This window comes from Pseudomonas sp. AC229 (assembly GCF_979254655.1).
The window spans coordinates 287,719-310,495 of record NZ_CEEDHK010000006.1 but is presented as its reverse complement, the minus strand read 5'-3'; the positions used below and the strand labels follow the sequence as shown (position 1 = coordinate 310,495).

25 protein-coding genes and 1 tRNA gene are annotated in these 22,777 nt (G+C 60.8%); 16 read left to right on the top strand and 10 right to left on the bottom strand.

Going from position 1 to position 22,777, the window contains the following annotated elements; genetic code table 11:
- Positions 1–142 precede the first annotated feature (142 nt).
- Positions 143–219: transfer RNA gene (locus tag AC0IW7_RS11065), tRNA-Arg, on the top strand.
- A gap of 142 nt (positions 220–361) precedes the next feature.
- Here AC0IW7_RS11065 and rpmG read toward each other — a convergent pair.
- Together rpmG and rpmB are read right to left on the bottom strand one after the other, a co-directional pair.
- Positions 362–517, bottom strand: coding sequence for a 50S ribosomal protein L33 (rpmG, locus tag AC0IW7_RS11060; protein WP_108095062.1), 156 nt, complete (start codon positions 515–517; stop codon positions 362–364).
- A gap of 11 nt (positions 518–528) precedes the next feature.
- Positions 529–765 (bottom strand): 50S ribosomal protein L28, encoded by a 237-nt coding sequence (rpmB, locus tag AC0IW7_RS11055; RefSeq protein WP_084303647.1) that lies wholly within the window; start codon positions 763–765, stop codon positions 529–531.
- Positions 766–1,154: 389 nt separating this feature from the next.
- Between rpmB and AC0IW7_RS11050 the strand changes: the two genes are divergently transcribed.
- Positions 1,155–2,741, top strand: a complete 1,587-nt coding sequence (locus tag AC0IW7_RS11050; protein ID WP_471817868.1) for an ABC transporter substrate-binding protein — start codon at positions 1,155–1,157, stop codon at positions 2,739–2,741.
- Positions 2,742–2,798: 57 nt separating this feature from the next.
- Here AC0IW7_RS11050 and radC read toward each other — a convergent pair whose 3' ends face one another.
- Positions 2,799–3,473: a RadC family protein gene (gene radC / locus AC0IW7_RS11045; protein WP_471817865.1), complete on the bottom strand. Its 675-nt coding sequence runs from the start codon at positions 3,471–3,473 to the stop codon at positions 2,799–2,801.
- A gap of 131 nt (positions 3,474–3,604) precedes the next feature.
- Between radC and coaBC the strand changes: the two genes are divergently transcribed.
- The 4 genes from coaBC (at position 3,605) to argB (ending at position 8,928) form a co-directional block, all read left to right on the top strand.
- Positions 3,605–4,813 carry a bifunctional phosphopantothenoylcysteine decarboxylase/phosphopantothenate--cysteine ligase CoaBC gene (gene coaBC / locus AC0IW7_RS11040; RefSeq protein WP_463384428.1) on the top strand — a complete coding sequence of 403 codons (1,209 nt, stop codon included), beginning with the start codon at positions 3,605–3,607 and terminating at the stop codon, positions 4,811–4,813.
- 30 nt (positions 4,814–4,843) lie between these two features.
- Entirely contained in the window at positions 4,844–5,299 is a 456-nt protein-coding gene (gene dut, locus AC0IW7_RS11035) for a dUTP diphosphatase (RefSeq protein WP_471817864.1), read from the top strand.
- 1,270 nt (positions 5,300–6,569) lie between these two features.
- On the top strand, positions 6,570–7,967 hold the full coding sequence (algC, locus tag AC0IW7_RS11030) for a phosphomannomutase/phosphoglucomutase (protein ID WP_463384779.1): 1,398 nt from the start codon (positions 6,570–6,572) through the stop codon (positions 7,965–7,967).
- A gap of 55 nt (positions 7,968–8,022) precedes the next feature.
- On the top strand, positions 8,023–8,928 hold the full coding sequence (gene argB / locus AC0IW7_RS11025; RefSeq protein ID WP_108095068.1) for an acetylglutamate kinase: 906 nt from the start codon (positions 8,023–8,025) through the stop codon (positions 8,926–8,928).
- A 65-nt stretch (positions 8,929–8,993) separates the two neighbouring features.
- Here the strand turns inward: argB and AC0IW7_RS11020 are convergent, their stop codons facing one another.
- Together AC0IW7_RS11020 and pyrE are read right to left on the bottom strand one after the other, a co-directional pair.
- A complete protein-coding gene (locus AC0IW7_RS11020; protein ID WP_471817862.1) occupies positions 8,994–9,599 on the bottom strand; it encodes a DUF4124 domain-containing protein in 606 nt (201 codons plus the stop codon).
- 28 nt (positions 9,600–9,627) lie between these two features.
- Positions 9,628–10,269: an orotate phosphoribosyltransferase gene (pyrE, locus tag AC0IW7_RS11015; RefSeq protein ID WP_463384427.1), complete on the bottom strand. Its 642-nt coding sequence runs from the start codon at positions 10,267–10,269 to the stop codon at positions 9,628–9,630.
- Between the two features lie 92 nt (positions 10,270–10,361).
- On the opposite strand from pyrE, the gene AC0IW7_RS11010 reads away from it, so the two are divergent.
- Entirely contained in the window at positions 10,362–11,141 is a 780-nt protein-coding gene (locus AC0IW7_RS11010) for an exodeoxyribonuclease III (protein WP_122449787.1), read from the top strand.
- Positions 11,142–11,205: 64 nt separating this feature from the next.
- Here the strand turns inward: AC0IW7_RS11010 and AC0IW7_RS11005 are convergent, their stop codons facing one another.
- Positions 11,206–11,574 (bottom strand): DUF4870 domain-containing protein, encoded by a 369-nt coding sequence (locus AC0IW7_RS11005; RefSeq protein WP_463384426.1) that lies wholly within the window; start codon positions 11,572–11,574, stop codon positions 11,206–11,208.
- Positions 11,575–11,612: 38 nt separating this feature from the next.
- Complete coding sequence (gene rph / locus AC0IW7_RS11000) at positions 11,613–12,335, bottom strand: ribonuclease PH (protein ID WP_122449789.1); 723 nt, start codon at positions 12,333–12,335, stop codon at positions 11,613–11,615.
- Positions 12,336–12,525: 190 nt separating this feature from the next.
- Here rph and AC0IW7_RS10995 point away from each other — a divergent pair, with 190 nt between their 5' ends.
- The 6 genes from AC0IW7_RS10995 (at position 12,526) to AC0IW7_RS10970 (ending at position 17,818) form a co-directional block, all read left to right on the top strand.
- Complete coding sequence (locus AC0IW7_RS10995; protein ID WP_463384425.1) at positions 12,526–13,389, top strand: YicC/YloC family endoribonuclease; 864 nt, start codon at positions 12,526–12,528, stop codon at positions 13,387–13,389.
- Positions 13,390–13,402: 13 nt separating this feature from the next.
- The gene (gene gmk / locus AC0IW7_RS10990; protein WP_122492402.1) at positions 13,403–14,023 is read left to right on the top strand and encodes a guanylate kinase; all 621 of its coding nucleotides are present in this window, start codon (positions 13,403–13,405) and stop codon (positions 14,021–14,023) included.
- Between the two features lie 148 nt (positions 14,024–14,171).
- On the top strand, positions 14,172–14,435 hold the full coding sequence (gene rpoZ, locus AC0IW7_RS10985; RefSeq protein WP_122449792.1) for a DNA-directed RNA polymerase subunit omega: 264 nt from the start codon (positions 14,172–14,174) through the stop codon (positions 14,433–14,435).
- Positions 14,436–14,507: 72 nt separating this feature from the next.
- Entirely contained in the window at positions 14,508–16,616 is a 2,109-nt protein-coding gene (gene spoT / locus AC0IW7_RS10980) for a bifunctional GTP diphosphokinase/guanosine-3',5'-bis pyrophosphate 3'-pyrophosphohydrolase (RefSeq protein ID WP_463384424.1), read from the top strand.
- A 56-nt stretch (positions 16,617–16,672) separates the two neighbouring features.
- On the top strand, positions 16,673–17,053 hold the full coding sequence (locus AC0IW7_RS10975) for a RidA family protein (RefSeq protein ID WP_108095077.1): 381 nt from the start codon (positions 16,673–16,675) through the stop codon (positions 17,051–17,053).
- A gap of 27 nt (positions 17,054–17,080) precedes the next feature.
- The gene (locus AC0IW7_RS10970; RefSeq protein ID WP_471817857.1) at positions 17,081–17,818 is read left to right on the top strand and encodes a putative periplasmic lipoprotein; all 738 of its coding nucleotides are present in this window, start codon (positions 17,081–17,083) and stop codon (positions 17,816–17,818) included.
- A gap of 77 nt (positions 17,819–17,895) precedes the next feature.
- Here AC0IW7_RS10970 and AC0IW7_RS10965 read toward each other — a convergent pair whose 3' ends face one another.
- From AC0IW7_RS10965 to AC0IW7_RS10955, 3 genes are all read right to left on the bottom strand, one after another.
- Entirely contained in the window at positions 17,896–18,513 is a 618-nt protein-coding gene (locus AC0IW7_RS10965; RefSeq protein WP_471817855.1) for a LysE family translocator, read from the bottom strand.
- Positions 18,514–18,579: 66 nt separating this feature from the next.
- Positions 18,580–19,386: a helix-turn-helix transcriptional regulator gene (locus AC0IW7_RS10960; protein ID WP_471817853.1), complete on the bottom strand. Its 807-nt coding sequence runs from the start codon at positions 19,384–19,386 to the stop codon at positions 18,580–18,582.
- Positions 19,383–20,240, bottom strand: coding sequence for an SDR family oxidoreductase (locus AC0IW7_RS10955; RefSeq protein ID WP_471817851.1), 858 nt, complete (start codon positions 20,238–20,240; stop codon positions 19,383–19,385). Before AC0IW7_RS10955 ends, AC0IW7_RS10960 begins: the two co-directional genes overlap by 4 nt.
- Before the next feature lie 186 nt (positions 20,241–20,426).
- On the opposite strand from AC0IW7_RS10955, the gene exbB reads away from it, so the two are divergent.
- The 3 genes from exbB to AC0IW7_RS10940 are packed head-to-tail and all read left to right on the top strand — an operon-like array spanning position 20,427 to position 22,670.
- Positions 20,427–21,518: a tonB-system energizer ExbB gene (gene exbB / locus AC0IW7_RS10950; protein WP_471817848.1), complete on the top strand. Its 1,092-nt coding sequence runs from the start codon at positions 20,427–20,429 to the stop codon at positions 21,516–21,518.
- A 1-nt stretch (position 21,519) separates the two neighbouring features.
- Positions 21,520–21,945 carry a TonB system transport protein ExbD gene (exbD, locus tag AC0IW7_RS10945; RefSeq protein WP_122492395.1) on the top strand — a complete coding sequence of 142 codons (426 nt, stop codon included), beginning with the start codon at positions 21,520–21,522 and terminating at the stop codon, positions 21,943–21,945.
- A complete protein-coding gene (locus AC0IW7_RS10940) occupies positions 21,942–22,670 on the top strand; it encodes an energy transducer TonB (RefSeq protein WP_122492394.1) in 729 nt (242 codons plus the stop codon). The genes exbD and AC0IW7_RS10940 overlap by 4 nt, the downstream gene beginning before the upstream one ends.
- Positions 22,671–22,777 lie beyond the last annotated feature (107 nt).

The window sequence follows — 22,777 nt, the reverse complement described above, 5'->3', positions numbered from 1 at the left end:
CGAAAAAATATACGAAAACACGTATAAGGTGGTCGTTTTCTGAGCAAGAAGGTGTAGGGATTAGTACTTTCGTTTGATATCGCGAACAAAACACCTCGGCATGGACGCCTGCGAGCGACATGCGTATCATGGCGCCCGCGTTGCACCAGTAGCTCAGCTGGATAGAGTACTGCCCTCCGAAGGCAGGGGTCGTGGGTTCGAATCCCGCCTGGTGCACCATATAAATGAAAAGCCCCACGTTCACGCGTGGGGCTTTTTGCGTTTCTGGCGCCTGGAGACGAAAACCGAGCGCTCAGCGACAAACCAGCAGAAAACAAAAAGCCCCGCATGTGCGGGGCTTTTTGGGCAAGGGCCGGATCAATTACTTGATCTTGGCTTCCTTGTAGATCACGTGCTGGCGAACAACTGGATCGAATTTTTTGATTTCGATTTTGTCCGGGGTAGTACGTTTGTTCTTGTCGGTGGTGTAGAAGTGGCCAGTACCGGCGCTCGACACCAAACGGATCAATTCACGCATGATTTAGCTCCTTAAACCTTTTCGCCGCGGCTGCGGATTTCGGCCAGCACGACATCAATGCCACGCTTGTCGATGATACGCATGCCTTTGGCAGTGACGCGCAGACGCACGAAACGCTTCTCCGATTCAACCCAGAAGCGGTGATGCTGCAGGTTTGGCAGGAAACGGCGACGGGTTTTGTTGTTAGCGTGGGAAATGTTATTCCCAGTTACCGGACCCTTACCGGTAACTTGACAGACTCTCGACATACATCAGCCCTCTAAAACCACATGCCCAACCCGGCATGGGTTGGCCGCTTAAACTCAAAGTCATTTGGCGCTCTGCGCCGCGTTTCTTCAGGGTCTTACCGGCCACACCTACAAGCGAAGGAACCGGGCCCCTAGAAAAGAGCGCTGCTTTATACCAGAAAGCCCCCATAGCAACAAGGATAACTACCGTTTGCTGGCCAAATGGGGGCGAGCATTCTACCTGCAACCGCTTCAACAAGCGCCATCGGCGGCTCAACCACTCGTCAGGCGAGATCGATTGTTCTGCCGCGCCCCATGGTCTAGGGTAGACCGCTCGCGTTATTTCCGGCCCTGCGGATGGGCCGCCGATTCGCCGCTCAACGCTGGCGATGCATTCAAGGAGTCTGCCGATGCGCCGTGCCGCCCTGTCGCTGTTCGTAATTCCGCTATTCAGTTCGGCCCTGCAAGCCGCCACGTTGAGTGTGTGCACCGAAGCCAGTCCTGAGGGTTTCGATGTGGTTCAGTACAACACCCTGACCACCACCAACGCCTCGGCGGACGTATTAATGAACCGTCTGGTCGAATTCGACGCCGCCACCGGCAAGCTGGTACCGAGCCTGGCAGAAAGCTGGACCGTGTCGGACGACGGCCTTACCTACGATTTCACCCTGCGCCAAGGTGTGAAGTTCCACCGCACCGACTACTTCACCCCGACCCGCGAATTTGCCGCCGACGACGCTCTGTTCAGCTTCCAGCGCATGCTCGACCCCAACAACCCTTGGCACAAGGTGGCGCAAAGCGGTTTTCCCCATGCGCAGTCGATGCAACTGCCCGCCCTTATAAAGAAGGTCGAGGCGCCCTCACCCCAACACCTGCGCTTTACCCTTAATCACCCGGAAGCCACTTTCCTCGCCACGCTGAGCATGGGCTTCGCCTCTATCTATTCGGCCGAGTACACCGGGCAACTCCTAAAAGCCGGCACGCCGGAAAAACTTAACGCTCAGCCAATTGGCACCGGCCCGTTTGTCTTCAAGCGCTTTCAGAAAGATGCCGTGGTGCGCTACGCGGCCAATCCGGGTTACTTCGCCGGTAAACCAAAGGTTGATGCGCTGGTGTACGCCATCACTCCGGACGCCAATGTGCGGCTGCAAAAGCTGCGGCGCGGCGAGTGCCAAGTAGCGTTGTCGCCCAAACCGCTGGATGTGAGCGCTGCCAGCAAAGATGCAGCGCTGAACGTGGTGTCGACGCCAGCCTTCATGACCGCCTTCGTCGCCTTTAATAGTCAGCACCCGCCGTTGGATAAACCGCAGGTGCGCCAGGCCATCAACCTGGCCTTCGACAAAGCCAACTACCTCAAGGCCGTTTTCGAAGACAGCGCCATCGCCGCCAACGGCCCGTTCCCACCAAACACCTGGAGTTACGCCAAAGCGTTGCCCGGCTACGCCCATGATCCGCAGCAAGCCAAAGCCTTGCTGGAAAAGGCCGGGCTGAAAGACGGATTCGAGACGACGATCTGGACCCGCCCAACCGGCAGCCTCCTCAACCCCAACCCCAGCCTCGGCGCGCAGCTATTGCAGGCAGACCTGGCGAAAGTCGGCATTCGCGCGCAAATCCGCGTGATCGAGTGGGGCGAGTTGGTGCGCCGCGCCAAAGCTGGCGAGCACGACCTTCTCTTTATGGGCTGGGCAGGCGACAACGGCGATCCGGATAACTTCCTGACCCCGCAGTTCTCCTGTGCCGCCGTGCAATCGGGCACCAACTTCGCCCGTTACTGCGACAAAGCGTTGGACCAGGCGATCAGCGACGGCAAAGGCACCAGCGATACAGACAAGCGCACCGCGCTCTATCAGCAGGCGCAAACGCAGATCCAGCAGCAAGCCTTGTGGTTGCCGCTGGCTCATCCCACGGCAACGGCTTTAACGCGAAAAGACGTACGGGGATATCAGGTTAGCCCATTCGGCCGCCAGGATTTCTCACGCATTTCCCTCACGCCGTAAGGCATGAAAAAGGCGTAGCGGGCCATTCCCTACGCCTTGCCTTTCCCCCGCGTCTGCCTACATAAGCCCCCATTCCGCCATCGACAACGGCGAGCCCTCGCCGATGATGAAATGGTCGAGCACTCGCACATCAATCAGCGCTAACGCCGCTTTCAACTGCGATGTCAGCACCCGATCCGCCTGGCTGGGTTCGGCGACGCCGGAGGGATGGTTGTGGCACAAAATCACGGCTGCGGCGTTATGAGCCAGAGCGCGTTTCACCACCTGGCGCGGGTAAATGGTGGCGCCATCAATGGTGCCCTGGAACAACGCCTCGAAGGCCAGCACGCGGTGTTTGGAATCCAGAAACAGGCAGCCAAACACTTCGTGCGATTCGTGACGAAGCTGCGCGATTAGGTACTCACGCACGGCGGCCGGGCTTTCCAACACCGATTCATGGGTCAAGTGCTCGGCCAGATGACGCCGTGACATCTCCAGCACCGCCTGCAATTGCGCGTACTTGGCGGGGCCCAATCCCAAGTGGGAACTGAAGCTGCTCTGGTCTGCTTCGAGCAAAGCGCGCAGGCCGCCAAACTCATCGAGGAGCACACGCGCCAGGTCGACAGCGCTTCTTCCGGCGACCCCGGTTCGTAGGAAAATGGCCAGCAATTGTGCGTCGGTAAGACTGCTCGCGCCATGCTCCAATAACCGCTCACGCGGGCGTTCTTCTGCTGGCCAATTGCGAATACTCATACAACCCTCCTTGTCGAATGTAGCCCGCTGTTCCACTGCGGGCGCTGTGCTATCTTAGCCCCACTTTTTTGCGCGGCGGGCGGCCTGGGGAGGCCGCCCGTGGCGAAGTCCACTTCATATAAGGCAGGCCTATGCAGCGGCTGTACCGGAAACGCATCGTCCTTGGCGTGGGTGGCGGCATTGCCGCTTATAAAAGTGCCGAACTGGTTCGCCGCCTGCGCGACCAAGGTGCGGAAGTCCGTGTGGTGATGACCCAGGGCGGTCGCGAATTCATCACGCCGCTCACCCTTCAAGCCCTTTCCGGTCACCCCGTTCATATGGATTTGCTCGACCCCGCCGCCGAAGCCGCGATGGGTCACATTGAGTTGGCCAAATGGGCCGACCTTATTCTGATCGCACCCGCCACCGCCGACCTCATGGCGCGCCTGGCCCAAGGCATCGCCAACGACCTGCTCACCACCTTGGTGTTGGCCACCGACGCCCCCGTGGCCTTGGCGCCAGCGATGAACCAGGCCATGTGGCGTGATGACGCCACCCAAGCCAACAGCCAAGTGCTCATCGAGCGCGGCCTGCATATGTTTGGTCCGGCATCCGGCAGCCAGGCATGTGGCGACGTGGGCCTCGGCAGAATGCTCGAGCCCGACGACCTGGCCCAACTTGCCGCCGACTGCTTCAAGCGCGAAGCGCTGACCGGCCGCCATGTATTGATTACCGCCGGCCCGACTCAGGAAAACATCGACCCGGTGCGCTACATCACCAACCACAGCTCCGGGAAAATGGGCTTTGCCCTGGCCGAAGCGGCGGTGGAAGCCGGTGCCAAGGTCACGCTTGTGACCGGCCCGGTGCATTTGCCCACGCCTGACCGCGTTAACCGGATCGATGTGGTCAGCGCCCGCGACATGCTCGCCGCCTGCGAAGCAGCCATGCCCTGCGACCTGCTGATCGCCGCCGCCGCCGTCGCCGATTACCGCCCCGAGGTGGTCGCCCAGCACAAGCTGAAAAAAGACCCGTCGACCGGCGAAGGCATGCTCCTGCAAATGGTGCGTAACCCGGATATTCTCGCCACCCTCGCGCAGCGCGACGATCGGCCGTTCAGCGTTGGCTTCGCTGCTGAAACTGAAAAGTTGCTCGACTATGCTGCTCGCAAGCTGAAAGACAAAAACCTCGACCTGATCGTTGCTAACGATGTGGCCAACCCCAGCATCGGCTTCAACAGTGAAGAGAACGCGATCACCATCATTGACCGCGACTTGCAGCAAAGCAGCTTGGCGCAAACCAGCAAGGGCAAGATCGCCCGGCAACTGATCGCTTTTATCGCCGACCGCCTGAACCGGGCCTGACGCTTGTTTACCACCTGTTAAGAGCACCCCATGCACGCACTGCAAGCCAAGATTCTCGACCCGCGGATTGGCCGTGATTTCCCCCTGCCCGACTATGCCACGCCCGGGTCGGCCGGCCTTGATCTGCGCGCCATGCTGCAGGAAGACCGCGTGTTGGAGCCTGGGCAAACCGTGCTGATTCCGACCGGCCTGTCGATTTACATCGGCGACCCATCCCTCGCCGCCCTGATTTTGCCGCGCTCGGGCCTGGGGCATAAGCACGGCATCGTGCTGGGCAATTTGGTCGGCTTGATCGACTCGGATTACCAGGGCGAGCTGATGGTGTCGTGCTGGAATCGTGGCCAGACGCCGTTCACCATCACCATCGGCGAGCGTATCGCGCAGCTGGTGCTGGTGCCCGTTGTGCAAGCGCGCTTTGAATTGGTTGAGCACTTCGATGAGAGTCAGCGCGGCGCCGGTGGCTTCGGCCATTCCGGTAGCCAATAACCGATACACCCGGCTCCCCTAATAAAAAAGCCAGGACGCACCGCCGAGGAGATACCGATTGAAACTCTTCAAGCGCACCGCCAAGGACGCTGAAACCCTACCGCAAGTGAGCGACCCCACCGCCAGAAAGGCGGACGAAGAGCCGTTGCTGAAAAAACTCTTGCCCGGGCTTGGCTTCGCCTTTGCCGGCTTGCTCGCGGCGGCCGCCGTGTTGTGGTTCGCCTTGCTGACCAGCGCGCAAACCAAAACGCAGGACGAACTCGCCCACGCCTGGGGCGGCAGCCAGGCCTCAGCGCTACAGCAGGCATTGCGCCAGCTGAGCGCCGACACCAAGGCCGCCGCACGCAACCCGCAGTTGCTGCTGGCGTTGCAAAGCCAGAGCCCGGATATGGTCACCGCCGCTGAACGTGACCTCGGTTATTGGGACGGCGTGGTGGATGCCTACATCAACCTGCCGGGCCAAGCGGCGCAGAACAACACGCGCGCCGCGCCGATGAACTTCGCCGCCATGGACCTGCTGCGGCGTGTCGAGGCTGGGCAAACGCCGGCGCCGGAAGCTTATAAAGTCGGGCAGCGCTGGCTGGTTTACAGCGCAGCGCCCCTGCGCCTGAGCGACGATCAGCCCTCCCAAGGCACGCTGCTGCTGATCATCGATCTGCAACGGCTGCTGTCGGCTCTGCCACCGCTGCCCGATGGCATTGGTCAGTTGCGCCTGTCTCAGCAATTCGGTCAGAGCCCGGCGCAAGTGCTCGCCACCCGCGGGCAGGACGCACAAAGCGCGCCGCTGGCCTTTACCAGCGGCAACTCGAACTGGAAGCTGGAATTCTTGCCGGGGCCGGATTTGTCGATGCCGCCGGTGTCGCCCATGCCGCTGCTGCTGGCCGTACTTTTAGCCCTTTCCGGGTCGTTGTTGGGGCTGATGTGGCTCAACAATCGTCAGCAAAGTGCACTGCGTAAAGACGCCGAACAGCTCACCCAATTAGTACAAGAACTCTCTGCAGGCAAAAGCGTCAAAGCCTTCAGCCTGCGCTCGCCAGTACTCAATGCGCTGGCTCAGAAACTCGCGCGAATGCCTCGCCGGCAAAGCGCACCACTACCCATTGAAGAGACCAAGGCGACTGGCAGCAGTACGAGTGGCACGAAAGTGGCAGCACCTGCCGCCGTAGAGCCTGCCGAGCTGGTGAACCCTCTCTTTCAAGAAACCGATATTCTCGATATCGACATCCTCGACGAAGACCAGGATCTCCTGGGATTGGAGCAAGCCCCCGCTATGAGCAATGTGCCGCAAACCGCACCCAACTTGCCCGCCAGCATTTTCCGCGCCTATGACATTCGTGGCGTAGTTGGCGACACCCTGACATCTGAAACCGCGTATTGGGTCGGCCGCGCAGTGGGTGCCGAAAGCCTCGCTGCTGGCGAGCCCAATGTATCGGTAGGTCGCGACGGTCGTCTGTCCGGCCCTGAACTGGTGCAATCGCTCATTCAAGGCTTGGTAGATGCTGGCTGCGCCGTCAGCGACATCGGCCTGGTGCCAACGCCTGTGTTGTATTACGCAGCCAACGTACTGGCCGGCAAAACTGGCGTGATGCTCACCGGCAGCCACAACCCGCCTGACTACAACGGCTTCAAGATCGTGGTCGCGGGTGACACCCTGGCCAACGAACAAATTCAGGCGCTGCGTGAACGCATCGAAACCAACAACCTCAGCAGCGGCCAAGGCAGCGTTGAGCAAGTTGAATTGCTGGATCGCTACTTCAAACAGATTCGCGACGACATCGCCCTGGCCAAGCCGCTGAAAGTGGTGGTGGACTGCGGCAACGGCGCGGCGGGCGTTATCGCTCCGCAACTGATCGAAGCGCTGGGCTGCACCGTGATTCCGCTGTTCTGCGACGTCGACGGTAACTTCCCGAACCACCACCCGGATCCGGGCAAGCCAGAAAACCTGGTCGACCTGATCGCCAAAGTTAAAGAAACCGGCGCCGACCTGGGCCTGGCCTTCGACGGCGACGGCGACCGCGTGGGCGTGGTGACCAACAAAGGCACCATCGTTTACCCAGATCGCTTGATGATGCTGTTCGCCAAAGACGTGGTGTCGCGCAACCCTGGCGCCGACGTGATCTTCGACGTGAAGTGCACCCGTCGTTTGGGCGCGCTGATCAGCGGCTACGGCGGTCGTCCGGTGATGTGGAAAACCGGTCACTCCTTGATCAAGAAAAAAATGAAGCAGACCGGCGCCTTGCTGGCTGGCGAAATGAGCGGCCACATCTTCTTCAAAGAGCGCTGGTTCGGCTTTGACGACGGCATCTACAGCGCCGCCCGCTTGCTGGAAATTCTCAGCCAGGACAAACGCGACGCCGAGCTGGTGTTCGCCGCGTTCCCAAGCGACGTGTCGACGCCGGAGATCAACATCACCGTTACCGACGAAAACAAGTTCGGCATCATCGAGGCCTTGCAGCGCGATGGTCATTGGGGCGAAGGCAGCGTGACCACGCTGGACGGCGTTCGCGTCGACTACCCGAAGGGCTGGGGCCTGGTCCGCGCTTCCAACACCACACCGGTGTTGGTGCTGCGTTTCGAAGCCGACACCAATGAAGAGCTGGAACGCATTAAAGAACTGTTCCGCGCTCAGCTGTACACCGCCGCACCCGACCTCAACCTGCCTTTCTGACCCGCCTGTTTAGCCGGCCCTCGCGGCCGGCTTTGCCGTTTTGCTGGAGCCCCGCATGACCCTCGAACGCGATGCCGCCACCAATGTTGCCAAGGTTCTTTCTGAGGCCTTGCCCTACATTCGACGTTTTGTCGGCAAGACCCTGGTTATCAAGTACGGCGGCAACGCCATGGAAAGCGACGAGCTGAAAACCGGATTCGCGCGAGACATCGTGTTGATGAAAGCGGTGGGTATCAACCCGGTCGTGGTGCACGGTGGCGGTCCGCAAATTGGCGACTTGCTCAAGCGCCTGTCCATTGAGAGCCACTTCATCGACGGCATGCGGGTTACCGACGCCGCGACCATGGATGTGGTGGAGATGGTGCTTGGCGGTCAGGTGAACAAAGACATCGTCAACCTGATCAACCGCCATGGCGGCAGCGCTATTGGCCTGACCGGTAAAGATGCCGAGCTGATTCGCGCGAAAAAGCTCACAGTCACCCGCCAAACGCCGGAAATGACCCAGCCTGAAATCATTGATATCGGCCATGTGGGCGAAGTGGTTGGGGTTAACACCGATCTGCTGAACATGCTGGTGAAGGGCGACTTTATCCCGGTGATCGCGCCAATCGGCGTGGGCGCCAATGGCGAGTCGTACAACATCAACGCTGACTTGGTAGCCGGCAAGGTGGCTGAGGCGTTGAAGGCTGAAAAGCTGATGCTACTCACCAACATTGCCGGCTTGATGGACAAGGAAGGCAATGTGCTGACCGGTTTGTCTACTGCTCAAGTGGATGCGCTGATCGCCGATGGCACCATCTATGGCGGCATGCTGCCGAAGATTCGTTGCGCGCTGGAGGCCGTTCAATGCGGCGTAATCAGCGCACACATCATCGACGGTCGTGTACCGAATGCCGTGCTGTTGGAGATTTTCACCGACAGCGGCGTCGGCACGCTGATCTGCAACCGCAAGCATCACTAAGCGGTAACAGGTACAAAAAAGCCCCGGCGAGGTGACTCGTCGGGGCTTTTTACTGCCCTGCGCTTTTACTGCTTCGGGCCTATCAGGGCTTGCAGCCTGGCGCGGTCGGAATCGAAGCTGGCCTCGGCCTGCTTGCGACCTTCGAGGTAGCGCTTGATGTCGCCTTCAAGCCCGGCTTGTTCTGCTTTGAGGTTTTCGATTTGCGCCACCAGATGATCCGGCACCTGCTTGCCGGCTCGCTCTTGGTCTGCGGCCTGACCTTGCAGGTTGGCTTGCTGGGTTTTCAGCGAAGCGAGGTTGCCACGCGCCACGGAAATTACACCGTCAAGCTCAGCCAGCTTGCGCGCCTTGGCGCGGTCAACGTCTTCGGTGGTGGAATACAAACGCAGCAATTGAGCGTCGGAACTGGCGCGGGCTTTATCGGCAATGGCGCGCTGGCGCTCTTCCAGGCTGGGCGCCGGGGCAACCACCTGAACGACACGGCCCTGGTCGTTGAGCACCTCATACCCTTTGGAAATCAGGTCGGGCGGCACGCCCTGACGGTCCAGAACGGTAACACCCTTGGCATCAACGTAACGGTAAAAGCGCATTGCACTATCGGCTGCCGAAGCACCCGCGCACAGCAGCATGCTGAAGACTAGCGAACAGCGGATAACGTCCAGTTTGAGCATGCAAACAACACCCTGACATGGTTGAGACTTAAATTCCGTACTGCGCGCGGTATGCCTGGACTGCCGGCAGGTATTTCTTCAGTTCAGCATCTTCGGCCAAGTATTCCAGTACTTGTTCCAACGAAACGATGCTGACCACCGGAATACCGAAATCTCGCTCGACTTCCTGAATGGCCGACAACTCGCCTTTGCCGCGCTCCTGGCGATTCAATGCAATCAACACGCCAGCTGCGGTTGCGCCTTGGGCCTGGATGATTTGCATGACTTCACGGATGGCCGTGCCAGCGGTGATGACGTCATCGATGATCAGCACATTACCCGCCAGCGGCGCGCCGACCAGTGTGCCGCCTTCGCCGTGATCCTTGGCTTCCTTGCGATTGAAACACCAGGGCAGATCGCGCTGATGGTGTTCGGCTAGGGCCACCGCGGTGGTCGCGGCCAGCGGGATACCTTTGTAGGCGGGGCCGAACAGCACATCGAAATCGATGCCGCTGGCGACAACGGCTTCGGCGTAGAAGCGCCCCAACTGAGCCAACGCCGAGCCGCTGTTGAACAGCCCTGCGTTGAAGAAATAGGGGCTGGTGCGCCCGGACTTGAGGGTGAACTCACCGAAGCGCAGCACGCCGCGCTCGATGGCAAAACGAATGAACTCGCGCTGGTACGCCTGCATAAAAAGCCCCAAAACACACGGATTTAGCTGTGGGTTTAGCTAATAAGGATGAGCTCGGGTATCATACACGCACGTGTTTTTGGGGGCCATTTATGCGGATCATCAGTGTGAACGTGAATGGTATTCAGGCTGCAGTCGAGCGTGGTTTGCTCAGTTGGCTGCAAGCGCAGAATGCCGACGTCATCTGCCTGCAAGACACCCGTGCCTCCGCCTTTGAACTGGACGACCCGGCCCTCCAACTGGATGGCTATTTCCTCTACGCCAGCGACGCAGAAGTACCAGACCAAGGTGGTGTGGCGCTGTATTCGCGGTTGCAACCCAAGGCGGTGATCAGTGGGCTCGGTTTCGAGACAGCTGATCGCTACGGGCGCTATCTGCAGGCCGATTTCGACAAAGTAAGTATCGCCACGCTTCTGCTTCCTACCGGGCAGAACGGCGATGAGAACTTGAACCAGAAATTCAAGTTCATGGACGATTTCGCCCAGTACCTGGATAAGCAACGGCGTAAGCGCCGCGAGTACATTTACTGCGGTTCGCTGTACGTAGCGCACCAGAAACTGGACGTGAAAAACTGGCGCGACTGCCAGCAAGAGCCTGGTTTCCTGGCGCCTGAGCGGGCCTGGATGGACGAAATCATCGGCACCATGGGTTATGTCGATGCCCTGCGAGAAGTGAATCGCGAAGGTGATCAGTTCAGTTGGTGGCCCAACAGCGAGCAAGCCGAACTGTTAAACCTCGGCTATCGCTACGACTACCAATTGCTCACTACCGGCCTGCGCCGTTTTGTGCGTGGTGCGCGGTTGCCGCGTCAGCCTCGGTTCTCGCAGCATGCGGCACTGATTGTCGACTACGACTGGACGCTTAGCGTCTGACCCACACTCAGCGCGCATAAAAAAAGCCGGCATCACTGCCGGCTTTTTTACGTCTGGGATTTGCCTATTTAACCGGGCGCCAGCAGAACGGATAGCGGTACGCCTTGCCTTCATTCGCCTTGATGCCAGCAATGATGGTCAGCACCAACGCTGCAATGCCCACCACCCAGATCAGGATTATGCCGATAAACACGAACATCAGCAGGAAGCAAACCAGCATGGCCAGCGCGACCGTAATTTGAAAGTTCAACGCTTCTTTGCCTTGATCGTCGACAAACGCAGCGGTTTCACGCTTCAGCTGCCAGACAATCAACGGCCCCAGCAGATTCCCGAACGGGAAGATCATGCCCAGAAATGCCGCAAAGTGACAAAACATAGCCCACTGACGCGCTTCTTTATCAGGGGTGATTACGGGTTCCAAATCCTCGGTCATGCTGCTTCTCCTTGGCCTGCGGGTTGAGCGAGACGGGCTTAATCGGCCAGCGCCACGCGTTGCATTTCGAACAGATCGGTCATGCCTTTTTGCGCGAGCGCCAGCATGGCGGTCAAATCTTCCGGCTGGAACGGCGCGCCTTCGGCGGTGCCTTGTACTTCAATGAAGCCGCCCTGACTGGTCATCACCACGTTCAGGTCGGTTTCGGCGGCGGAGTCTTCCAGGTAATCGAGGTCCAACACCGGCTCGCCTTGATACATGCCCACCGACACGGCGGCGATCATTTGCTTAAGCGGGTCGCCACCTTTGAGGCCGCCACGCTTTTTGATCACCTTCAAGGCGTCGATTACGGCAACCATCGCGCCGGTAATGGACGCGGTGCGGGTGCCGCCGTCGGCCTGAATCACATCGCAGTCGACGTACAGGGTCACTTCGCCCAGTTTCGACATATCCAGCGCAGCGCGCAGTGAACGACCAATCAAACGTTGAATTTCCAGGGTGCGACCGCCCTGTTTGCCGCGGCTGGCTTCGCGCTGGTTACGGTCGCCGGTGGCGCGCGGCAACATGCCGTATTCAGCGGTCAGCCAGCCTTGGCCCTGGCCCTTGAGAAAACGCGGCACGCCGTTTTCCACACTTACTGTGCAGATCACTTTGGTATCACCAAACTCCACCAGCACCGAGCCCTCGGCATGTTTGGTGTAGTTGCGGGTGATGCGGATCGAGCGCAGCTGGTCAGCGGCACGGCCACTCGGACGTTTCATCAGGAATACCTATTCGGGACGGGAAATCTGCTCGGCATTATAGGGGGGCCGCGCGCCACTCACACGCCAAATTGGGAGCGAACGACGCACTGCGCTACAATCCTGCGCCTTTATAGGCCGTGTGAAATTACCGCGTAACGCGCCACTTTCCTGCCGCCCGCTGATCAGCCCCATTTTTGCGAGGTCTCCCATGGTGCACAGCATGACCGCCTTCGCCCGCGTCGAGCGGGCCACTGCCAACGGCACGCTGAGTTGGGAATTGCGCTCGGTTAACCACCGTTATCTGGAACCCCACCTGCGCTTGCCCGAGTCGTTCCGCGACCTGGAAGGCGGCGTGCGTGACGCCCTGCGCCAAGGCCTGTCGCGCGGCAAAGTGGAATGCACGTTGCGCTACACCGAAGAAACTGCCGGCAAGCCGCTGCAAGTAGACCGCGAGCGCGCCGCACAATTGGTCGAAGCCGCTGAAAGCGTGGCTCGCCTGATTGCTTCGCCCGCCCCGCTGAACCCGCTCGAAGTGCTCGCCTGGCCCGGCGTATTGGTGGCTGACGCTGCCGACCCGCAAGCCCTCAACAGCGCCGCCCTCGCGCTGTTCAACGACGCCCTGAACGAACTCAAAGCCGGCCGCGCCCGCGAAGGCGCGGAGTTGGCCAAATTGCTGAGCGAGCGCCTCGACAACATCGGCGACGAAGTCGCCTCCTTGCGCGAGCTGGTGCCACAGATGCTCGCCGGTCAGCGCCAGCGCATCCTCGACCGCACCGCTGAAATGCAGGCTGAACTCGATCCCCATCGCCTCGAACAAGAGTTGGTGTTGCTGGCGCAGAAAAGTGATGTCGCCGAAGAATTGGATCGCCTCGTCACCCACGTCAGCGAAGTGCGCCGTGTGCTCAAAGCCGGCGGCGCTGCAGGCCGGCGTCTGGACTTCCTCATGCAGGAACTCAACCGCGAAGCCAACACGCTCGGCTCCAAAGCCTTTGATACCCGCAGCACGCAGGCGGCGGTAAACCTCAAGGTGCTGATCGAACAAATGCGCGAACAAGTACAGAACATCGAGTAAGGCGGACCCTCTCATGCACGCCACCACCGGCACCCTTTACATCATTTCCGCACCTTCGGGCGCGGGCAAAACCAGCCTGGTCAAGGCGCTGATCGACGCCGAGCCGCACATTCGCGTCTCCGTGTCGCACACCACGCGCGCCATGCGCCCAGGCGAAGCCGACGGGGAGAACTATCACTTCGTCAGCCGTGAAAGCTTTCTGCAAATGCTCGAGCACAACGACTTTCTCGAGCACGCCGAAGTGTTCGGCAACCTCTATGGCACGTCGCAGCGCTGGCTGGAAAAAACCCTGGCTGAAGGCTTCGACCTGATTCTGGAAATCGATTGGCAAGGCGCCCAGCAAGTGCGTCGCCTGCTACCCGACGCCCGCTCGATCTTCATCCTGCCGCCCAGCCAGGAAGCGCTGCGCCAACGTTTGAACAACCGCGGCCAGGACAGCGAAGAGATCATCGAAACGCGCATGCGCGAGGCGGTCAGCGAAATGAGCCACTACGTTGAATACGATCACTTGATCATCAACGACGACTTCGCCGCTGCACTGGAAGACCTCAAATCGATCTTCCGTGCCAACAACCTGCGCCAAGACGTGCAGCAACAACGGCACAAAACCTTGCTAACCGAGCTGTTGGCATAGGGAATAAAGCTTGCCGTCGGGCTGCGTAGGGAAAATCTGCGCTTCCCTAACGGCTGGTTATTTTTTAGACTGCACAGTTCTTCCGCCCACCTGGGCTAAAGTTTTTTGCACTTCTCTTATTTAAGTACCTGTCGCTACGAGGAATACCATGGCCCGCGTTACCGTTGAAGACTGCCTGGACAACGTTGATAACCGCTTCGAGCTGGTCATGCTCGCTACCAAGCGCTCCCGCCAACTGGCTACCGGTGGTAAAGAGCCGAAAGTAGCGTGGGAAAACGACAAACCTACCGTAGTCGCCCTGCGCGAAATCGCTGCAGGTCTGGTTGACTATGACGTGATCGCTGCCGACGAAATCGTCGACGACGAACCGCTCTTCGCTACCTATGAGGAAGAGGCCAACGAGGCCCTCTAAGCCTATGCCAGGTCGATGCTTGTCTAACCAAAGCGACGCGGCGCGAACCTGCGCTTGGCACGGGGCAATCCCATGCCGAGCATAGACGCCCTCGCCGACAGACTTTCGACCTACCTGGGCGGTGAACAGGTCAACCTTGTTCGCCGCGCCTACTTCTACGCAGAGCAAGCCCACGACGGCCAACGCCGCCGCAGCGGTGAAGCCTACGTAACCCACCCGCTTGCGGTGGCCAATATTCTCGCCGACATGCACATGGACCATCAGAGCCTGATGGCTGCGATGCTGCATGACGTCATCGAAGACACCGGCATCGCCAAAGAAGCGCTCACTGCGCAATTTGGCGAAACCGTCGCCGAACTGGTCGACGGGGTCAGCAAGCTGACCCAGATGAACTTCGAAACCAAAGCTGAAGCCCAGGCGGAAAACTTCCAGAAAATGGCCATGGCCATGGCCCGTGACATTCGCGTGATTCTGGTCAAGCTCGCCGACCGCCTGCACAACATGCGCACCCTGGAAGTGCTGGCCGGCGAAAAGCGCCGGCGCATCGCCAAAGAAACCCTGGAAATCTACGCCCCCATCGCCAACCGGCTGGGCATGCACAGCATGCGCGTGGAATTTGAAGAACTGGGTTTCAAGGCCATGCACCCGATGCGCTCCGAGCGCATTCGCCAGGCGGTGAAACGCGCACGGGGCAACCGCAAGGAAATCGTCAACAAAATTGAAGAATCGCTGACCCACTGCCTCGAACGCGAAGGTATGGAAGGCGAAGTGATGGGCCGCGAAAAGCACCTGTACGGCATCTACCAAAAGATGCGTGGCAAGCGCCGGGCGTTCAACGAAATCATGGACGTCTACGCCTTCCGCATCATCGTCGACAAGGTCGACACCTGCTACCGCGTGCTTGGCGCCGTCCACAACCTGTACAAACCGCTGCCGGGGCGCTTCAAAGACTACATCGCGATCCCCAAAGCCAACGGCTACCAGTCGCTGCACACCACGCTGTTCGGCATGCACGGCGTGCCGATTGAAATCCAGATTCGCACCCGCGAAATGGAAGAAATGGCCAACAACGGCATCGCCGCCCACTGGCTGTACAAGTCCAACGACGAAGACCAGCCCAAAGGCACCCACGCCCGCGCCCGTCAGTGGGTCAAGGGCGTGTTGGAAATGCAGCAGCGCGCCGGCAACTCCCTGGAATTTATCGAAAGCGTAAAAATCGACCTGTTCCCGGACGAGGTTTACGTGTTCACGCCCAAAGGCCGAATCATGGAGATGCCCAAGGGTTCCACGGCCGTGGATTTCGCTTATGCCGTGCACACGGATGTCGGCAACTCGTGCATCGCTTGCCGAATCAACCGCCGGCTGGCCCCGCTGTCCGAGCCGCTGCAAAGCGGCGCCACGGTGGAAATTGTCACGGCGCCCGGCGCGCGTCCGAACCCGGCCTGGCTCAATTTCGTGGTCACCGGCAAGGCCCGCACGCACATTCGTCACGCGCTGAAACTGCAACGTCGCTCGGAATCCATCAGCCTGGGCGAACGCCTGCTGAACAAGGTGCTGACCGGCCTCAACAGCCATCTCGACAAAGTGCCCGCCGAGCAAGTGCAGAGCGTGCTGGCCGAATACCGCCTCGAGGTTATCGAAGACCTGCTCGAAGACATCGGCCTCGGCAACCGCATGGCCTATGTCGTGGCGCGTCGGTTGCTCGCCCATGAAAGCGAACAGCTGCCGAGCGCCGAAGGGCCGCTGGCCATTCGCGGCACCGAAGGCTTGGTGCTCAGCTACGCCAAATGCTGCACGCCGATTCCAGGCGACCCCATCGTCGGCCATCTTTCTGCCGGCAAAGGCATGGTGGTGCACCTGGAAAGCTGCAAGAACATCAGCGACATTCGCCAGAACCCGGAAAAATGCATCCAGCTGTCGTGGGCCAAAGACGTGGTCGGCGAGTTCAACGTCGAGCTGCGCATTGAGCTGGAACACCAGCGCGGCCTGATCGCCCTGCTCGCCAGCAGCGTCAACGCCGCCGACGGCAACATCGAAAAAATCAGCATGGACGAGCGCGACGGTCGCATCAGCGTGGTTCAGCTGGTCGTCAGCGTGCATGACCGCGTGCACCTGGCCCGCGTCATCAAAAAGCTGCGAGCCCTCAAAGGCGTGGTGCATATCTCCCGCGTCCGCGCCTGACCCCTTTCGTAACGACGGCCTGCGCTACGCAGGACTAAACCTCAAGGAGCTTTTTCATGAGCAAGAGCGTCATCACTTCCGAACACGCACCCGCCGCCATCGGCACTTACTCGCAGGCCATCAAGGCCGGCAATACCGTGTACATGTCCGGCCAGATTCCCCTGGACCCAAAAACCATGGAGCTGGTTGAGGGCTTCGAAGCCCAAACCGTTCAGGTATTCGAAAACCTCAAGGCCGTTGCCGAAGCCGCCGGTGGTTCGTTCAAAGACATCGTCAAACTGAACATTTTCCTCACCGACCTTTCGCACTTTGCCAAGGTAAACGAGGTGATGGGCCGCTACTTCGAACAGCCCTACCCGGCCCGCGCCGCCATCGGCGTAGCGGCATTGCCGCGTGGCGCCCAGGTTGAGATGGACGCCATTCTGGTTATCGAATAACCGGACTTTCCAAGGAAGGAACCCGCCATGCGCAACGCCTTCGTCCTGCTCTTGTGCGCCGCCTTCCTGGGCGGTTGCAGCAGCCCTGCGAGCCACGACCCGAACGGCATCTGGATCAACCAGGCCGCTATCGATGCCGCCTCACAGGGCGGCAACTTGCGCGAGGCGTTGCTGGCCTACGGGCCGAATCTGGAATGGACCATCGACACCGCGCGCAAAACCGCCAACGTCAGCAATGGCTTTGAGCTGGACGAAGGCCAACTCGTGGACCAGCCCGACGGCCAATGGCGTGTCGACTTCTACGGCGACTTCCACGAACAACTGAACGTCGAGAACGACCGCATGGTTCAGGGCGAAAGCAAAACCGGCCCTGAACAACGCTTCCAGCGCTCGACCCTCGCCTTGCCGCTCGGCGCTCCACCGGGCAGCAGTTTCGAACAGGCGCTGTACTCGGCCTACCTGGGCGGCACCTGGAAAATCAGCAAAGGGCCGGGGGCCAAAGGCCTGGTGCTGTTTCACCCGGACGGCAAAGTGGAAGGCCTGCCCGGCGCTGACCGCTACGCACTGTGTCTGGCTGGCGACTGCGCAGCCATGAGCGGCGACACCGACAGCCTCTGGCTGCAATTGGGCAACCAAGGCAGCGTCTGGCTGTTCAAACGCGAAGGCGATCAGCTGGAAATCTTCCGCGCCGTGAACCAGGCGCAAGCCAATGAAATGCCTGACTACCTGCCCGGCGTGACCACCTGGGTGCTGGAAAAAGACTAAAAAAGCGAGCCTGAAGCCCCTCCCACAGATCACGCAACCTCTGTAGGAAAGGCTTCAGCCTCGATGCTTTCCAGCCCTCACACCGCCGCCACAAGCAGATATCCACCCAACACCAGCAGCATCCCACCGCACACCCTGTCCAGAATCACCACCCGGCGCTGCAACCACACCCGCCAGCGCTCGATGCTCAGCAGGCGCACCAGCGCGGCATCCCACACCAGCACCACCACAGCCATCCAGGCCATGCACAACGCCAGTCCCCAGCCGGGCATGGCGGCGCCGTGGAGCACGCCAAACAAGCCGGCATAGAAAATTGGACACTTGGGGTTCATCAGACTTGCAGCCAAGCCCTGCCAAAAGCCGAGCCACCAAAGGCCCGCCGACTCCGTGGCACCAACGGCCAGGTCCAGTTGCCGTCGCCCGATAAATGCGTGCGCACCCAGCCACACGAAATACGCGCCGCCCGCCGCCTGCAATGCCCGCCACACCCAACCGCCTTGTGCAGGCATCAGGCTCTGCGCGAGCAATACCGCCAGCATCACCACTACATTCGCCGCCGCAATGCCAAACGCGCAGCCGTAGGCTTGCCGTCGCCCTTGCAGCAAAGCCGTGCGCAACAGCACAAAGAAGTCCGGGCCAGGCGAGAGCAGCGCGGCAAAGTGGGTGCTGGCGACCAATAGAAACAACGCAACCATGACGACCTCCGATCGAATTCGGCGGCCAGTCTGTGACGAGGCTAAGCAAGCGGTATTGGAGAAAAATCAGACGTGCGCAGCGCGGCGAAAACGCCCGGGCGTAACGCCGGTGAAGCGTTTGAAGGTGCCAATAAAATGCGCTTGATCGTAAAAGCCCAGCTGCAACGCCACATCACTTAGCGGCGCGTCACCCAGCAGCAGGCGCTTGGCTTCGCGCACCCGGCGTTGCAACAAATAGGTGTGCGGCGGTACGCCATAAGCACGGCGGAACGCTTCAATCAGATGCCGAGGATGGCGCTCGCCCACCACCGCCAATTGCTCCAGGCTCACCGCCTGCTGAAAGTTTGCTTCCAGGTATTCGCGCAGCCGCGCGGTGCTGCCGCCGTCGCGCGCTACGGTTGGCAGCGGGCGCATACCGCCATGTCGGATAAACACCATTTCCAGCACCGCCAGCAGCTGGCTTTCCAACGCCAGCGCGTCGTGGCGCTCGAATTCCTGCACCAGCCCGGCCATACGCTGCGCAACGGCACCGTCGTCGGCCGGGTTGAGCTGATGGAAGCCGCGCGGCAAGCGTTTGCGCCCTAACAACGCCGGCAACCGCGCCTCTTCGACGTAGAGCATGTGATAGACCAGCCGTGAAGAAATGGCGTGACCGGTGTGCGGCTCCTCAGGGTTCATTAACGACAACGTTCCGGCCGGCAACGCGTGCCGAGCGCCGCGGCATTGATAGCCGCCAACGCCCTCAATAATCGCGCCAATGGCAAACGCGTCGTGGCTGTGACGACCAAACGGCTGACCGGAAAAGTCGGCCTGAAACAGCTCGACGCCGGCCAGCCAGGGCTGCACCAGCAGCCGATTGGCGTCCGCGCTCACTGCCCGGCCAATACCGCTGCGTACCCTTCGCGGAAAGTGGGGTAACGCGGCACCCACCCCAGCGCCCGGGCGCGGGCGTTGCTGCAGCGTTTGCTGCCAGCGCGACGTACCGTCGATTCCTCAGCCCAGTCGGTCACGCCCATGTAATCGCGCAACCAGGCCACCACCTCGTGCAGCGGCGCCGGCGCGTCGTCGACGCCGATGTAAAGGCCGTCCAGTGTCTTGCCCGCGGCATCGGCTTGAAGCAGAAACGCCAGCAAGCCCGCGCAGTCGTCGGCGTGCAGGCGATTGGCGTAAAGCGGCGGCTCGCTGACCACGCGATAGCCCATGCGCACCTGTTTCAGCAGCCATTCACGGCCTGGCCCGTAGATGCCGGTCAGGCGCACCACGGTCGCGGGAATTCCGCTGTCGCGCGCCACTTTCTCGGCCTCAAGCATGATGCTGCCAGAAAAGCGGGTGGGCTCGGCGGGCGAGTGCTCATCCACCCACACACCGCCGTCCTGGGCATACACGCCGCTGCTGGAGACGAAAATCACCCGTTTCGGCGACTGATCACGTTGTTTCAGCCAGCCAAGCACGTTCGTCAATCCATCTACGTAGGCGCGGCGGTATCCGGCTTCGTCGTGGTCGGTGGCAGCGGCGGCATACACCAGGTAATCCAGCGCGCCGTGCGGCCATGCCGACGGGCAATCGACAGCGCCTAAATCGCCGGCCACCGGCACGATTTCAGCGGGCAGCGCTGCGACCGATCGCCGCAAACCAAACACCTGCCAACCCGCGGCGTGCAGCTGCGAACCAAGGCGGCTTCCAACATCGCCGCAACCGGCAATCATCAGGGTGGGAACGGCGGACATGCGGCTACCTCAAGGCAAAGCGGCATTCTAGGCAGGCCGCACGAAAGAAGGGAAAGACTTCAACGGTCATCCAAGCGTTACATTATCACTTTAACAAACAAGAATAATTTGCAATACTAACTGCCCTTTTGCGCCAGGAGCCTTCGGGCTTCGGTCACCGTTTTTACCCTTTCAGGTCCGGCCAGCATGAATTTCAACGCCTACCGCGCTCCGTCTTTCCGTTTGCAGCCCCGCGCCCTGCTCACCGCTGGTGCGCTGCTGCTCAGCCTGCTGCTGCCAGTGAACAGCTTCGCTGAAGAACCTGCCGCTGCGGCGCCAGCCCCCTCGACTGCACCGGCCGCCACCGCGCCAGCGCCGGCTACCGCCGCCGTGCCGGCGCCGGCTGCCGAGACGCCTGCTGCCGCTGCCCTGCGCGAGAAAATCGCCAGCCTTGGCCCGGATGCGACCCCCGAGCAGATCAGCACCGCCACCAAAGAAACCTTGGAAGCCAACGGCGCCACGCCCGAGGAAGTAAACCAAGCGCTCGACAACCTGGCCAAGGCCAACGAACTGATCGCCGACGACCAGCTCGCCTTCGCCCACGACCTGTCGCCGTGGGGCATGTACCAGAACGCCGACAACGTGGTGAAGGCCGTGATGATCGGCCTGGCCCTGGCCTCGGTCATCACCTGGACCATCTGGATTGCCAAAGGCTTCGAGCTGATCGGCGCCAAGCGTCGCCTGCGCGGTGAGCTGGCATTGCTGAAACAAAGCCGCTCGTTGAAAGACGCCGCCGACAAGGCGGACAAAAAGGGCAGCCTGTCCCATGTGCTGGTGCATGACGCCCTGGAAGAAATGCGCCTGTCGGCCAACGCCCGCGAGAAGGAAGGCATCAAGGAACGCGTCAGCTTCCGTCTGGAACGCCTGGTCGCCGCCTGCGGGCGGGAAATGAGCCAAGGCACCGGCGTGCTCGCCACCATTGGCTCCACAGCGCCCTTCGTCGGCCTGTTCGGCACCGTGTGGGGCATCATGAACAGCTTTATCGGCATCGCCAAATCGCAAACCACCAACCTCGCCGTGGTTGCACCGGGTATCGCCGAAGCCCTGCTGGCAACGGCCATGGGCCTGGTAGCGGCGATTCCGGCGGTGGTGATCTACAACGTCTTCGCCCGCTCCATCACCGGTTACAAAGCCCAAGTGGCAGACGCTTCAGCGCAGGTTCTGCTGCTGGTTAGCCGTGACCTCGACCACCTGCCGGCTGAGCAACGCAGCCAGCCGCACGCGGTAAAAGTGAGCTGACATGGGCCTGCACCTCAACGACGGCGGCGATGATCTGGTCGAATCCCACGAGATCAACGTAACGCCCTTTATCGACGTGATGCTGGTACTGCTGATCATCTTCATGGTCGCCGCGCCGCTGGCGACCGTGGACATCAAAGTAGACCTGCCGGCCTCTAGCGCCGAGCCGCAACCGCGCCCCGACAAGCCGGTGTACCTGACCGTCAAAGAGGACAAAAACCTCTACCTAGGCGATCAGCAAGTCACCAAAGAGCAGCTCGGCCAGGCGCTCGACCAACAGACCAAAGGCAAGAAGGACACCACGATCTTCTTCCGCGCCGACAAAGGCGTGGACTACGCCGATCTGATGGACGCCATGAACAGCCTGCGCGCTGCCGGTTACCTCAAAGTGGGCCTGGTCGGCCTTGAGGCGGTCGGGCAGAAATGACCCTCACGCTGCGCAAAGCTTCCGGTTGGACGGTAAGTTGGCTGTTGGTGCTCGCCCTGCATATCGGCATCGGCCTGTGGGCGTTGTACTGGCACGCCGAAGCGATTCCAGTGGAATTGCCGCCGCCGGCCATGATGATCGAACTGCCGCCGCTGCCCGAAGTGGTGCCTCCCCCGCCGGCCCCGGCGCAAATCATCGCGCCTGAACCTGAGCCGATTCCGGAAGTAGTCGAGGCGCCGAAGCCGAAGATTGTGCTGGAAAAGCCCAAGCCAAAACCCAAACCCAAGCCGAAGATCAAACCGGTCGAGCCGCCTAAGCCTGCGGAAAAACCGGCTGAGCAGCCGATGCCCGATGCACCGCCCGCACCGCCGGCGCCGCCCGCTGCGCCCACCGCGCCGCAGCCGAGCAGCACCAGCGCACCGTCGCAGGCCGAGATTACCTGGCAGAGCAAACTGCTCAGCCACCTGGCGCGCTACAAGCGTTACCCGGACGATGCCCGACGCCGTGGCGCCGAGGGCACCAGCCGCATTCGCTTCAGCGTCGATGCCGACGGCAAGGTGCTCAGCGCGTCGCTCGCCGGCTCCTCGGGCAACGCCTCGCTGGACCGCGCCACCCTCGCCATGATCCGTCGCGCCCAGCCCCTGCCCAAGCCGCCGGAAGACATCCTTAACGGCAATAGCGTCGAAGTGGTCGCACCGTTCGTGTACTCACTGGATCGTCGCTAGCCGTTTTCGCGGTAAAACGGCCGCGCGCTCACCGGACCCGCACCCCGCCAGTGCCCGAAACATCGGGCACATTTAACCTGCGGTGCGGGTTGGTTCCATTGAATACA

Bases quoted from the DNA above. Each gene is read 5' to 3' on its own strand.
- rpmG (WP_108095062.1), bottom strand. From the start codon at position 517: ATGCGTGAATTGATCCGTTTGGTGTCGAGCGCCGGTACTGGCCACTTC.
- rpmB (WP_084303647.1), bottom strand. From the start codon at position 765: ATGTCGAGAGTCTGTCAAGTTACCGGTAAGGGTCCGGTAACTGGGAAT.
- AC0IW7_RS11050 (WP_471817868.1), top strand. From the start codon at position 1,155: ATGCGCCGTGCCGCCCTGTCGCTGTTCGTAATTCCGCTATTCAGTTCG.
- radC (WP_471817865.1), bottom strand. From the start codon at position 3,473: ATGAGTATTCGCAATTGGCCAGCAGAAGAACGCCCGCGTGAGCGGTTA.
- coaBC (WP_463384428.1), top strand. From the start codon at position 3,605: ATGCAGCGGCTGTACCGGAAACGCATCGTCCTTGGCGTGGGTGGCGGC.
- dut (WP_471817864.1), top strand. From the start codon at position 4,844: ATGCACGCACTGCAAGCCAAGATTCTCGACCCGCGGATTGGCCGTGAT.
- algC (WP_463384779.1), top strand. From the start codon at position 6,570: ATGAGCAATGTGCCGCAAACCGCACCCAACTTGCCCGCCAGCATTTTC.
- argB (WP_108095068.1), top strand. From the start codon at position 8,023: ATGACCCTCGAACGCGATGCCGCCACCAATGTTGCCAAGGTTCTTTCT.
- AC0IW7_RS11020 (WP_471817862.1), bottom strand. From the start codon at position 9,599: ATGCTCAAACTGGACGTTATCCGCTGTTCGCTAGTCTTCAGCATGCTG.
- pyrE (WP_463384427.1), bottom strand. From the start codon at position 10,269: ATGCAGGCGTACCAGCGCGAGTTCATTCGTTTTGCCATCGAGCGCGGC.
- AC0IW7_RS11010 (WP_122449787.1), top strand. From the start codon at position 10,362: ATGCGGATCATCAGTGTGAACGTGAATGGTATTCAGGCTGCAGTCGAG.
- AC0IW7_RS11005 (WP_463384426.1), bottom strand. From the start codon at position 11,574: ATGACCGAGGATTTGGAACCCGTAATCACCCCTGATAAAGAAGCGCGT.
- rph (WP_122449789.1), bottom strand. From the start codon at position 12,335: ATGAAACGTCCGAGTGGCCGTGCCGCTGACCAGCTGCGCTCGATCCGC.
- AC0IW7_RS10995 (WP_463384425.1), top strand. From the start codon at position 12,526: ATGGTGCACAGCATGACCGCCTTCGCCCGCGTCGAGCGGGCCACTGCC.
- gmk (WP_122492402.1), top strand. From the start codon at position 13,403: ATGCACGCCACCACCGGCACCCTTTACATCATTTCCGCACCTTCGGGC.
- rpoZ (WP_122449792.1), top strand. From the start codon at position 14,172: ATGGCCCGCGTTACCGTTGAAGACTGCCTGGACAACGTTGATAACCGC.
- spoT (WP_463384424.1), top strand. From the start codon at position 14,508: ATGCCGAGCATAGACGCCCTCGCCGACAGACTTTCGACCTACCTGGGC.
- AC0IW7_RS10975 (WP_108095077.1), top strand. From the start codon at position 16,673: ATGAGCAAGAGCGTCATCACTTCCGAACACGCACCCGCCGCCATCGGC.
- AC0IW7_RS10970 (WP_471817857.1), top strand. From the start codon at position 17,081: ATGCGCAACGCCTTCGTCCTGCTCTTGTGCGCCGCCTTCCTGGGCGGT.
- AC0IW7_RS10965 (WP_471817855.1), bottom strand. From the start codon at position 18,513: ATGGTTGCGTTGTTTCTATTGGTCGCCAGCACCCACTTTGCCGCGCTG.
- AC0IW7_RS10955 (WP_471817851.1), bottom strand. From the start codon at position 20,240: ATGTCCGCCGTTCCCACCCTGATGATTGCCGGTTGCGGCGATGTTGGA.
- exbB (WP_471817848.1), top strand. From the start codon at position 20,427: ATGAATTTCAACGCCTACCGCGCTCCGTCTTTCCGTTTGCAGCCCCGC.
- exbD (WP_122492395.1), top strand. From the start codon at position 21,520: ATGGGCCTGCACCTCAACGACGGCGGCGATGATCTGGTCGAATCCCAC.
- AC0IW7_RS10940 (WP_122492394.1), top strand. From the start codon at position 21,942: ATGACCCTCACGCTGCGCAAAGCTTCCGGTTGGACGGTAAGTTGGCTG.